At 67.9% G+C, this 11,417-nt stretch carries 10 protein-coding genes; 5 read left to right on the forward strand and 5 right to left on the reverse strand.

Translation table 11 applies throughout. The features are described from left to right. From U9980_RS12380 to U9980_RS12390, 3 genes are all read right to left on the reverse strand, one after another. On the reverse strand, positions 1-1,498 hold a 1,498-nt coding region (locus U9980_RS12380), incomplete at its 3' end, for an AarF/ABC1/UbiB kinase family protein (RefSeq protein WP_322768041.1). Positions 1,499-1,582: 84 nt separating this feature from the next. Beyond that, positions 1,583-2,806 carry a ThiF family adenylyltransferase gene (locus U9980_RS12385; protein ID WP_322754067.1) on the reverse strand — a complete coding sequence of 408 codons (1,224 nt, stop codon included), beginning with the start codon at positions 2,804-2,806 and terminating at the stop codon, positions 1,583-1,585. Positions 2,807-3,091: 285 nt separating this feature from the next. Then, complete coding sequence (locus tag U9980_RS12390) at positions 3,092-3,244, reverse strand: DUF5679 domain-containing protein (RefSeq protein ID WP_322751089.1); 153 nt, start codon at positions 3,242-3,244, stop codon at positions 3,092-3,094. Positions 3,245-3,552: 308 nt separating this feature from the next. On the opposite strand from U9980_RS12390, the gene U9980_RS12395 reads away from it, so the two are divergent. Next, complete coding sequence (locus U9980_RS12395) at positions 3,553-4,377, forward strand: enoyl-CoA hydratase/isomerase family protein (RefSeq protein WP_322768042.1); 825 nt, start codon at positions 3,553-3,555, stop codon at positions 4,375-4,377. A gap of 177 nt (positions 4,378-4,554) precedes the next feature. On the opposite strand, the gene U9980_RS12400 is transcribed toward U9980_RS12395, so the two are convergent. After that, positions 4,555-5,955 carry a zinc-dependent metalloprotease gene (locus U9980_RS12400; RefSeq protein WP_322768043.1) on the reverse strand — a complete coding sequence of 467 codons (1,401 nt, stop codon included), beginning with the start codon at positions 5,953-5,955 and terminating at the stop codon, positions 4,555-4,557. A gap of 197 nt (positions 5,956-6,152) precedes the next feature. Between U9980_RS12400 and U9980_RS12405 the strand changes: the two genes are divergently transcribed. The 3 genes from U9980_RS12405 (at position 6,153) to U9980_RS12415 (ending at position 8,140) form a co-directional block, all read left to right on the forward strand. Next, positions 6,153-6,590 (forward strand): molybdenum cofactor biosynthesis protein MoaE, encoded by a 438-nt coding sequence (locus tag U9980_RS12405; RefSeq protein WP_322768044.1) that lies wholly within the window; start codon positions 6,153-6,155, stop codon positions 6,588-6,590. Positions 6,591-6,604: 14 nt separating this feature from the next. Further along, on the forward strand, positions 6,605-6,886 hold the full coding sequence (locus U9980_RS12410; RefSeq protein WP_322751093.1) for a hypothetical protein: 282 nt from the start codon (positions 6,605-6,607) through the stop codon (positions 6,884-6,886). A 210-nt stretch (positions 6,887-7,096) separates the two neighbouring features. Continuing rightward, positions 7,097-8,140: a PDZ domain-containing protein gene (locus tag U9980_RS12415; RefSeq protein ID WP_322768045.1), complete on the forward strand. Its 1,044-nt coding sequence runs from the start codon at positions 7,097-7,099 to the stop codon at positions 8,138-8,140. 56 nt (positions 8,141-8,196) lie between these two features. Here the strand turns inward: U9980_RS12415 and U9980_RS12420 are convergent, their stop codons facing one another. Next, positions 8,197-8,703: a PPA1309 family protein gene (locus U9980_RS12420; RefSeq protein ID WP_322751095.1), complete on the reverse strand. Its 507-nt coding sequence runs from the start codon at positions 8,701-8,703 to the stop codon at positions 8,197-8,199. Between the two features lie 96 nt (positions 8,704-8,799). On the opposite strand from U9980_RS12420, the gene U9980_RS12425 reads away from it, so the two are divergent. Further along, on the forward strand, positions 8,800-11,417 hold a 2,618-nt coding region (locus tag U9980_RS12425; protein ID WP_322768046.1), incomplete at its 3' end, for a UPF0182 family protein.

The following is an 11,417-nucleotide window of genomic DNA, read 5'->3' on the forward strand; positions in this document are numbered from 1 at the left end:
CCTTTCTCGTCCGCTTCGGCTGGCTGGGTTGTTCCGGCACGAGCGGCGTTGCCAGCGGCGTCGCCAGCGGCAGCTGTAGTGGCAGCGGCAGCGGCCGGAGACCGGCTTGATCCATTTCGACGGCGAGTGCCGGTAGCCCGCGTCCGGGCCGGTTCGCCCAGGCGGCGTGTTCGGCCGCCGCCGACCCTGGCGGGGCGAAGCCGGGTTGCCAGCGCTGCATCTCGGCGCGAAACGCCCCCGCGCTGTCGAGCTGGCACAGGATGCCGACCGCTCCCAGGGTCACCCGGTGGATCAGCAGGTAGGACGGGGGCAAATTGAGCTGACGACCGAGCTGGGCCGCGGGGGAGCGGGGGTCGCCCAGGCGGACGGCCTCCGCTCGCAGCCAGTCACGGGAGAAGCGGAACTCCTCCGTGGCGACAGGACCGAGGAGCGGCGCGAGATACCCGAGGAGGTCCGCTGCATTGATCTTGGCCGCCGACAGGATGAAACCCTCGGCCCGCAGACCTGCCATGACGGCGTCGGCATCGCCTTGCAGGGCCAGCCGGCAGAGCCGGCCGACGGGTTCGGGCAGCCCGTCGGGAAGCCGACTGACCGCGCCGAAGTCGAGGATGCCGAGCCGACCGTCCGCCAGCAGCCGGAAGTTGCCCGGATGCGGGTCCGCGTGCAGGAGCCCGACCCGTCCGGGGCAGGAGTACAGGAACCGTACGAGCAGCAGCCCGGCCCGGTCGCGTTCGGCGGGCGTGCCCTCGTTTATGATCTTTGACAGGGGTCTGCCGTCGATCCACTCGGATACCAGGACGTGGTTGGTGCCCGCGACTGCCCTGGGCACGCAGATGTCGGGGTCGCCGTCGAACGCTTCGGCGAAGGCTGCCTGCCACGCCGCCTCCAGGCGGTAGTCCAGTTCCTCGACGATGCGTGCCTTTAGCTCGGTGACCAGCGGTTTGATGTCCAGCCCGGGGGTCAGCGCACCGAACAACCGGGCCGCGCGTGCGAGCTGGGTGAGGTCTGCGAGCAAGGCCGGCCCCGCTCCGGGATACTGGATCTTGACAGCGACGTCGCGTCCATCCGCCCACACCGCCCGGTGAACCTGGCCGATGCTCGCCGCGGCCGCCGGCGTGTCGTCGAAGTCGCGAAACCTCGCCCGCCAGTCCGGGCCCAGATCGTCCGCCAGCACGCGGTGGACCGACGCCGCCGGCAGGGGCGGCGCCGCCTCCTGCAGCTTCGTCAGGGCCATCCGGTACGGCCGGGCCACATCCTCGGGGAGCGCCGCTTCGAAGACCGACAGGGCTTGGCCGAGCTTCATCGCGCCGCCCTTGAGCTCACCGAGAACACGGAAGATCTGCTCGGCCGTGCGCTGCTGGAGCTCCGAGGCGACGATCTCGGCGGGACGTCCACCGAGTCGCTTACCCATACCGACTGTGGCCCGTCCGGCGATGCCCAGCGGAAGACTCGCCAGCTTGGCGGTTCTGACGATCGCACGTTTTGGGATTTCGGACACAACCCCATCGTGCCTGTTCTGCCGCCAGGAGGCAGGCGGGACTGTGATCCGGGTCATCATTCCTACTCTTTGTAATGGACATGTTCAACCGGGTGGGGGTGGCGACGTCGGTCGGTCCACCCGATCAGGGGTCGTGTACCGGGTTGTGGGTTGGTTGATTACCTCGTCGACATTCGTGGCTGTAAGTAATCGAGCGCTTCGACAGGGGCACGAAGGATGCACCGACCATGACCGGCGTCGAACCCGGAGCTCGGACGCGGCCATTTCCAGGGTTCCGTCGATGGTTGGCAGATCGCCGGCGGTCAGCCGGTGCGGCTGCCCCCACTCCTGGCTGGAGCCCTCGTCGTGAGGTCCGTCGCGCCGCCGGTCGCAACCACCGGACTCAACCAGGGAGAGGGCCTGCATCGCTGTCAGACCCGCAGCGACAGTGGCGAGCATCACATCGCACGCGTCGACGCCGCTGTCCGGACGGCGCGACATCTGCAGGGCCAGCAGCGGCCACGCGGGCTCGGCCGCGCCGCGGTGCAGATGCTGGCAGTGCAGGCACGAGGTCATGCCGGGCAGGACCAGCGGCCCGATCACTGCGGTGGTCTCGCGAATGCCGGCGAGCAGGTGCGGGATGCCGGTGCGTTCCAACTCAAGGGATTCGTGCGGGTGGACAACGGGAATTCCGGCCGGAGTGATCACAACGAGATCGGGACGGAACGGTGCGCCGGCCCGGTGCCGGGTTTCGCGGGATGCCAGGGGCCGCGCGACCCGGGCGATCGCCGAGGCTGTCGCCGTCGAGCGCGGGCGGCCGACGTCATCGAGACGCACACCGCCCGGCGCGACATCGGCGGGCCTGGTCACCCCGGTGTCGTCGACGACCACATGGCCGATCCCGGCCGCGGCCAACAAGGTCGCCACCTGCGCGCCGACCCGGCCCGCACCGCGGACCTGGATCCGCGCGTGGCGTCGGGCCCGCAGCATCCGATGGACATGGGTCGGGTCGGTTGAGCCCAAGGAGATCGACGCAAGGTCCGGCACCAGCCGTTCGTGGTCCAACATCGACAGTGGCGAGCGGTCGGCGGGAGCCGCATCCTCGATCATGCCGGTGTCCTCCAACAGGACCACGAGTTCGCGTCGGGCCGCGTCGAGGGAGCTCAGCACCTGCTCACGCGACCGGGTGCCGTCGAGCATGTCGAGCACGGAGGCGTCCCGAGCGGTGAGCCCGCCGAGGACGATCGCCCGCACCGGGTCGACGCCTATTTGCAGGGTGGACCCGTCACGCCAGAGCCGGCGTAGGCCGGGCTTGAGGATGGGGCGCACCGCGTCCTCCTCGGCAGAAGGCGACTAGCTCGTGCCCTGACAGTCTCATGCCGGTCGCCGTTGTATACCGATATCGACCCATCTGTGGATAACAGGCGTATTTGGTCGAAATTCCGGACGGCGCCTGTGGACGACCGTCGGTCCAAGGGCCGAGCCGGCCGGCAGCCCGGGTCCCCGGGTCCCCAGGCCGCCGGCTGGAGGAGTCAGGCCCGCCCGGACTCCGGGTTCCGGGGTCCGGGCGGGAGCCCTGCGACATGTGTCCTGTGTGCGTCAGAGCTATGTGCTTCAGGCCTTGCCGAGGATCCTGTTGATCGTGGTGCCGCAGACCGGGCAGGTGCCCCGCGCCATCCGGCGCCCGGACTCACTGACCCGCACTTCGCCCTGGTAGTGCCGCTTGTCCTTGCACTTGACGCAGTAGCCCTCGAATGTCTCTGCCACCCGTTCTCCCCTCGCGCCGTCGGTCGTCGGTGACGAACCGCGGGTTGTCAACGAAGAAGGCCGGCCCGAATGGCCGACCCGACGCCATCCTGTCGGATTCGGCGATCGCGCCCTCTGCTGGGGCACGGGAACGCCTGTCGGGAACCTCCGGCGGCGCGCAAGCGACGGTGGCGCCGCCTTCGGTTAGGGTCGGGAAAGTCCGGGATGGCCAGCCTGGCGGGTCCACGACCGCTCCGGCGGCGCCGGGCGACGTCCGCCTCCCGACGACTTCCGCCTCCCGACGACTTCCGCGACACCAGGAGCCGATCGTGTCCGAACCGTTGCTTGTCCAACGTCCCGCGGATGGTGTCATTCTGCTGACACTGGCTCTGCCCGAGCGGCGCAACGCCATGAGCGTGGCACTCACGCAGGCCTGGTCGACGGCGTTGGACGAGATCATCACCGATCCGCACGTGCGGGCAGTGATCGTAACGGGACAGGGCAGTGCGTTCTGCGCCGGTGGTGACCTCGACTGGGTCGACCCGCGGACGAGCGGAGCGGCCGGCACCGAGCAGTTGCGTGCGAAGATGCTCACCTTTTACCGGACCTGGTTGAAGATCAGAGCGGTGGAGGTACCCACGATCGCGGCGGTGAACGGTGCCACGGTGGGCGCCGGGTTGTGTCTCGCGCTTGCCTGCGACCTGCGTTTCGCCTCGGTGGACGCCACCTTCTGCGCGCCTTTTACCCGCCTTGGCATGCATCCGGGGATGGCGGCCACCCGGTTGCTGCCCGAGGTCGTCGGTGCGGTCCGAGCCAGAGAGCTGATTTTCACCGGCCGGATGGTCGACGCCCGGGAGGCTGCGGCGATCGGCCTGGTCAACGCTGTGGTGCCTGCCGCCGACCTGGTCGCGACCGCGGTGGACACCGCGGTGCGGATCGCCGAGGCCGCGCCGGTCGCGACCAGACTGGCCAAGGTCGCGTTGAGCGGTGCCGACGATCTCGATCGGATCCTGCAGTGGGAAGCGCTCGCCCAAGCCACGACCATGGCCAACGGCGAGGCGGCTGAGGGGATCCAGGCGCAACTCGACCGACGCCCGCCGTCGTTCGCCCCCGCGAGTGCTGTGGGGCCTACGATCTCCGGGCGCGCGATCTGACGATCGTCGCGCGCCCTTTGGTCGGTGCTGTGGGGCCTACGACCTCCGGGCGCGCGATCTGACGATCGGTGAGAAGCCCCCGGCACGCGGCCGGGCTCTCCAGCTTCCCCTTCTGGAGGGTCCGCCGGTGACCGGGGACTTCGTGTCCGCCAAGCTATGGCCGCGTAGCGGTGGCGGTCAACGACCGCCACGCGGATCAATGGCGGGACCTGCGTCGTCCGGTGGTTGCGGCCGGGGAGGCTCCTCCTGGGCGGGGGTGTCGCGCAACCGCTCCAGTTCCGCGATGGGGTCGCCCACCGTGCTGGTGTCGCCCGCGGCGAAACCCTGCGGGTCAGCGAGATCATCGGCGCTCGGAAGCAGATCGGGGTGTGCCCACAGGGCATCGCGTCCGTCGATCCCCCGGAGCTCTGCCACGGCCCGCCACAGCGTGGCCGCCTCGCGCAGTTTGCGCGGGCGCAGGTTGAGGCCCACAAGCGTGGCAAAGGTCTGCTCGGCTGGCCCACCCTCGGCGCGGCGGCGGCGCACCATCTCCCGCAGCCTGGACGCACCGGGCAGGTTCTTCGTGGCGGCGGTGTCGGTGACGGTCTCCACCCAGCCCTCGACCAGGGCGAGGATCACCTCCAGGCGTGCCAGCGCCGCGGTCTGCTCAGGTGTGGTCGCCTCGTCGAAGACGTCCTCACCGAGTGCTTCCTGCAGACTCGCCGGATCCATGATCCGGGTCGGGTCGATCATCCCCATCGCCCGCGAAACCGCTTCGGAGTCGACCGCGATACCTCGGGCGTACTCCTCGACCGCACCGAGGACGTGCGCGCGCAGCCACGGGACATGGCCGTACAGGCGCTGGGACGCCGCTTCGCGTAGAGCCAGGTAGATCCGGACCTCGCTGGTGTCGATCCCCAGGCCCGAACCGAACGCCTCGACACCCGCCGGGACGAGCGCGGCTGTGCGCGGTGGGCTCAGCGGCAGCCCGACATCGGTGGAGGAGACGACCTCACGGGCGAGCAGGCCGATCGCCTGGCCGACCTGAGCGCCGAACAACATCCCGCCGACCTGGCTGACCATCTGCATGATCGGCCCGCCTGCGGCCGCCAGCTGGCTCAGGTCGACGCCTGGCGGGATCTGTGCGGCAAGTTCAGGCGGCAGCCCACCGCCCGCATCGCCCATCTGTGCGAGTCCGCTGGAGATTCCGCCGCGCATGGCGTCGGCGACCCTCGTGGCCACCGGATCGCACAGCGTCCGCCAGACGGGCAGTGTCACCTCGATCCAGCGGCCACGCGTCCATCCCTCGGCGGTGGTCGCTCCGGCGGGTAGCGTCGTCACCGGGTCGAGCCAGATGTCGGCGAGCCGGACCGCTTGGCGGACGTCTTCGACCTCGGCGTCGGACACGGCGCGGTCAGCGTCGCCGAGCGTACGCACCGCGACTTGTCGCGCGAGCTCCCAGTTCACGGGCCCGTCGTGCCAGGCCAGCAGGCGCTCGAGCTCGGCGAAGAACGGAGCTCCGGTGCCGAACGGCATACCGGAGCCGCCGGCCGGGGACGATCCGCCCGGGGTGAACCCGAACGGGAAGCCGTCGCTCATGGTCGGCGTCCCAGCCGGGAGGATGTGACGTGAGGCCCGTGGCCCATGGATCCGGACATGCACCAACGGTAGTGCGTTTTCCCGCTGATGCCGAAACGACATCACGATACGGCCACCGCAACGGTCGGGATCGCCCACCCGGGCCTCGGCTGATGACGATGACGCGCCGGTCGCGCGGATACCCTACGGTCGGACCTGTGAGCCACATCCGTACCGGCCAGGCTGTCATTGTGGCGATCCGCGAACCGGAGTTGTCGGTTGACGAGTGCCTGAACGCCGTACGGGGGCCAGGCGTGGGTGGCATCGCCGTCTTCATCGGCACGGTGCGCGATCACGATGGCGGGCATGGCGTGGCCGAACTGGAGTACACCGCCCATCCACGGGCCGGTGCCGAGCTGGAACGGGTGGCCACCGCCGTGGCCGCCGCTCACGCGGTAGAAGCAGTGGCTGTCACCCACCGGATCGGCCTGCTCGGTATCGGTGACATCGCCGTGGTCGTTGCGGTGGGGGCCCCGCATCGCGCCGAGGCCTTCGCGGCGTGTCGTCAACTGATCGACGACGTCAAGGCCCAGGTTCCGATCTGGAAGCGCCAGGTGTTTCTGGACGGTTCGTCGGAGTGGGTAGGCGCGTGCTGAACGTGGCCTCTACCATGGGCTTCGCCTCCCTCTTCCCCCGTCTCGACGCCGAGGCCGCCATGTGGTTCCTGCTCATCCCGCCGATCGCCGTCCTTGTCACCCTCGTCTGGCTCGCTCTGCGTTCACGCCCGGAACGCCGGCCCGAAGCGCTGATCACTGTGGAGGGTTACCGCCGCAGCATGGCCGCGCTTGCACGGCCCATGGACGTTGCGCGCGGTCCGTCTGTGCGTGCCGCATCCCTGCAGCCCCCAGCCCTGCCGACCCCCGCCACGACCGGTCCGCCTGATCCCCGGTGAGTTGATTTCCGTACTGGAGGGCCAAAGGGTGCGCGATGATCGTCAGATCGCGCGCCCGGAGGCCGTAGTCCCCGGCCTAGCTGGAGGGCCAAAGTGTGCGCGATGATCGTCAGATCGCGCGCCCGGAGGCCGTAGTCCCCGGGATACTGCCGGCCTGGTCGCTGCAGCCAGGCCATCAGGCCGCGAATCACAGGTTCTAGACTGCCAGCCATGGCGCGGCGTATCCAGACACTCCTCGTCGCATCTGTCCTGGCGCTGGTACTCGTGGTAATGGGCCTGTGGCTGCCCGTGCCATTTGTGATGCTGTCGCCGGGGCCGGTGACCGACACGCTCGGACGTCCCGACGGCAAGCCGCTGATCGAGATCGTTGGCCGCAAAACCTATCCCACGTCCGGGAACCTTGATCTCACCACGGTCGAGGAGGTACCGAAGCTCAGTGCGCTGGACGCGGTCCGCGGCTGGTTCGACGGCGACCGTGCCGTGGTCCCGCGGGAGCTGGTGCAGCCACCAGGCACGAGCGACGAGCAGGTCCGCCAGGAGAACACCGCGGCTATGATCGATTCGCAGGATCAGGCTACCTCCGCGGCTCTCGGTGAGCTCGGGATCACCCCGACCGGCACGTCCGTGGTTGTGCACGAGATCATCGATGCATCGTCGCCCGCCGCCGGTAAGCTGCGTGCGGGCGACGTGATCGTGGCGGTCGACGGCGTCGCCGTGACCACCCCGCAGCAGCTGCAGGAGGCGGTCCTCCGGGTCCGTCCGGGGCAGCCCGTGACGATCTCCTTCAGTCGTGACGGCGATGCGCCCACCCAGACGTCGATCACCACTGCCGCGGCGCGCAACGACCCGGGCCGTCCGGTCATCGGTATCACCACGACCGAGAAGCAGCATTATCCCTTCACGGTCGAGATCAAACTCACCGACGTGGGTGGACCGAGTGCCGGTCTCATGTTCGCGCTCGGCATAATCGATCTTCTCACGCCGGGTCAGCTCACGGGCGGTCGGACGATCGCGGGTACCGGCACCATCGACGCGAGCGGCACAGTTGGTCCGATCGGGGGTATTCAGCAGAAGCTTCTCGGTGCTCGCAGGTCAGGTGCGGTCGTCTTTCTCGTACCGGCGGCAAACTGCCCGGATGCCCGGGAATCGGCCCCGGCCGGCCTCAGGCTGGTGCGGGTCGAGACGCTCAAGGGAGCTATCGACGACCTGAATGCGCTCGCCGATAGCCCCCAGGCCCCCGTTCCTGGTTGCTGACCCGCTAGACCCGCCGACCCGCTTCAGGCCCGTTCAGAGCGACCGGCGCCGACCGCTCAGCCGAAGGTCGCCAGCAGGCCGTCGACGAGACTGTCCGCGAGGTCCGGGTCGACCACGAGCTCGTCGTCGCCGCGGACCCGCAGACATGACGCGTGCTGCCCGTCCCGGGTCACTCCGACCGCGAGCCGGACGTCCTGGCGTTCGGGGTGGTTGGCCGCCCATATCTCGATATCCCGTTCATCGTAGGGAGTCTCCTGCTCAGCACTGGGCGGCAGGACCACGAGCTCGGTGACAAGGACGCAGCCGAGAACCTCCGGCGGCCAGCCGATTGCGGCGAGCACCTCGTCGAGGCGGCCGGCGGGCAGGGGTTCCTGCTCGACGGGGGTGAGTGAACCGGGCGCGGTGTCGCCAATGTGTGCGGCGAGCGTCGGTTCGCGGGCGATGAGTTCGGAGGTGTCGGCCAGCGCGTAGACCTGGCTGGGCTGATCCCAGCCCAGGTCGGCCACGTGTCGTTCGACCTCCAGCACAACAGCGGTCAACTCGTTGATGTCGGGGCTCGTCACGAGCGCATCCTCTCCGATGGCGCCACCCGGGCACTGGCGTAGGTTGCGTTCCAGGCGGACAACCCGGTCGTCTGCCCCGGACGCAAGGAGGAGCGAGTGGCAGCAGCCCGCAGACCACTGGTGGCGCGTACCCGCATCCTCATCCCCGCGCTGCTTGTGGTCATTGTTCTGATCATCCTGCTGGGTGTCTTCACGCGGCTTTACACCGACCTCCTCTTCTTCCGGTCGGTCGGGTTCAGCAAGGTCTTCAACACCGTCCTGTCGACACGGATACTGTTGTTCGTCCTCTTCGGTGCTCTGATGGCCGTGGCGGTCGGCACCAACCTTGTGCTCGCGTACCGACTGCGACCGCCGATCCGCCCCCTGTCACTCGAGCAGCAGAACCTCGAGCGGTACCGGGTGGCGGTTGAACCATATTCGGTCTTGATCTTGATCGTGGTCTCGGCGTTGTTCGGTATCGTAGCGGGTGTCTCGGCATCCGGTCGATGGCGGACGTGGCTGTTGTGGCTCAATGGCAAACCCTTTGGGCAACGGGACCCGCAGTTCCATCGTGACATCAGCTACTACGCTTTCACGTACCCGTTCCAGCGTTTCCTGCTGGGTTTTCTGTTGACGACCGTGGTGCTGTCGTTGCTGGTGGCGGTGCTGACGCATTACCTGTTCGGTGGTATCCGGCTGCAGACCCAGGGAGAACGGGTGGTGCCGGCCGCGAAGGCGCACATATCCGTCCTGTTGGGGCTACTCGCCCTGCTCAAGGCCTGGGCCTACTACCTCGACCGGTTCGGGCTGGTGTTTTCCTCGCGCGGGGTCGTCAACGGTGCCTCCTACACCGACACCCATGCCGTACTGCCGGCCAAACTCATCCTGCTGTTCATCTCACTGCTGTGCGCGGTGCTGTTCATCTACAACATCTTCCAGCGCGGCTGGACGTTGCCCCTGCTGTCCGCGGGGATACTGGTGCTGTCAGCCCTGGTGGTCGGCGGAATCTATCCGGCGATCGTCCAGCAGTTCCAGGTTCGGCCGAACGAGGCGTCCCGTGAGGCGCCCTACATCAGCCGCAACATCGAGGCGACCCGCGCGGCATACGCGATACAGAAGATAGACCCACAGCCCTATAATGCGGGCACCACTCCCGACACCGCGAAGCTCGGTGCTGATTCGGCGACGTTGTCCAATGTCCGCCTGCTGGATCCCAACCGGTTGTCCCTGACCTACGACCAGCTTCAGCAGATCCGCAATTACTACGGCTTCCCGCCGTCGCTGGACATCGACCGCTACACGGTCGCCGGATCGGACGGCCAGCCCGCGACCCACGACTATGTGGTCTCCGTCCGGGAACTCGACCAGAACGGTCTCTCCGAGCAGCAGCGGAACTGGATTAATCTGCATCTGACATACACGCACGGCAAGGGCTTCGTCGCGGCGCCGGCGAATACCATTAACGAACTCGGGCAGCCGAAGTTCGCTGAGCTGAACCTGCCACCCACCGGGCCGCTGGGCCTGACCGAGAGCCGGATCTACTTCGGTGAGATGTTTCCAGGGTACTCGATCGTCGGCACGAAGCAGGCGGAGATCGACGGACCGGGCGCGACTGAGAACAGCGAGTCGACGACGACGTACGACGGTTCCGGCGGCGTGTCGATCGGCTCGACGTTTCGCCGGGCGCTGTTCGCGTTGCGGTTCCAGGAGAAGAACATACTGCTGTCGGGTGACATAACCGGGAAGTCCCGCATTCTGTACGTCCGCAACCCGCGTGAGCGGGTGAGTCAGGTCGCGCCCTGGCTCACGCTCGACGGCGATCCCTACCCGGCGGTCGTCAACGGGAGGGTGGTGTGGATCCTCGACGGTTACACCACGTCCGATGGATATCCATACGCCGAGCGTAAGACACTCGGTTCGGTTACCGCCGATGCCGTGACGGGCCGCGCGTCAAACCGGTCCGCGCAGGGGGCCAGCGAGGTCAACTACATTCGCAACTCGGTGAAGGCGACCGTCGACGCGTACGACGGAAATGTCTCCCTCTACGCCTGGGACGAGTCCGACCCGGTACTCCGGACGTGGATGAGCGCGTTCCCCGGGACCGTCAAACCGAAGAAGGAAATGCCGGCCGGGCTGCTGGAGCACCTGCGTTACCCGGAGGACCTGTTCAAGGTCCAGCGGGACCTTCTCGCCTCCTACCATGTACTCAATCCGCGTGACTTCTACTCCCAGGAGGACTTCTGGGCGGTCTCGCCGTCACCGGACAACCAGAACCAGCCACAACCACCCTTCTACGTGTACAGCCAGCTCGTTGATCATTCGCAGCCTTCATTCAATCTGACCTCGCCGTTGCTGGCGAAGGGTTCGTCGAAGCTCGCGGCCTATATGGCCGTGTCGAGCGATCCGGGTAATTACGGAGAGTTCCAGGTGCTACGGCTACCGAAGGGCGTGACCATCAACGGGCCGGTACAGGTGCAGAACCTCATCGAGTCCAAGGGGGAGATCTCCAAGGAGCTGAGCCTGCTGCGGGGTGAGGGATCGCAGACGATCCAGGGGAACCTGCTCACCCTGCCGGTGGCCGGTGGCCTGCTCTATATCGAGCCGTACTACGTCCAGGCGCGGGAGAACGCGGTATACCCGACGTTGCAGCGGGTAGCCGCGGTGTTCGGTGATCGGATCGGCTTCGCGCCGACCCTGGACGAGGCCCTGAGACAGGTCTTCGGTGCGAGCGCCAC

Origin of the sequence: Protofrankia sp. Cr1 (genome assembly GCF_963555865.1) — a bacterium.
Lineage (GTDB): Bacteria > Actinomycetota > Actinomycetes > Frankiales > Frankiaceae > Protofrankia.

Coding starts and splice junctions, on each gene's coding strand:
- U9980_RS12410 (WP_322751093.1), top strand. CDS start 6,605: ATGGGCTTCGCCTCCCTCTTCCCCCGTCTCGACGCCGAGGCCGCCATG.
- U9980_RS12415 (WP_322768045.1), top strand. CDS start 7,097: ATGGCGCGGCGTATCCAGACACTCCTCGTCGCATCTGTCCTGGCGCTG.
- U9980_RS12400 (WP_322768043.1), bottom strand. CDS start 5,955: ATGAGCGACGGCTTCCCGTTCGGGTTCACCCCGGGCGGATCGTCCCCG.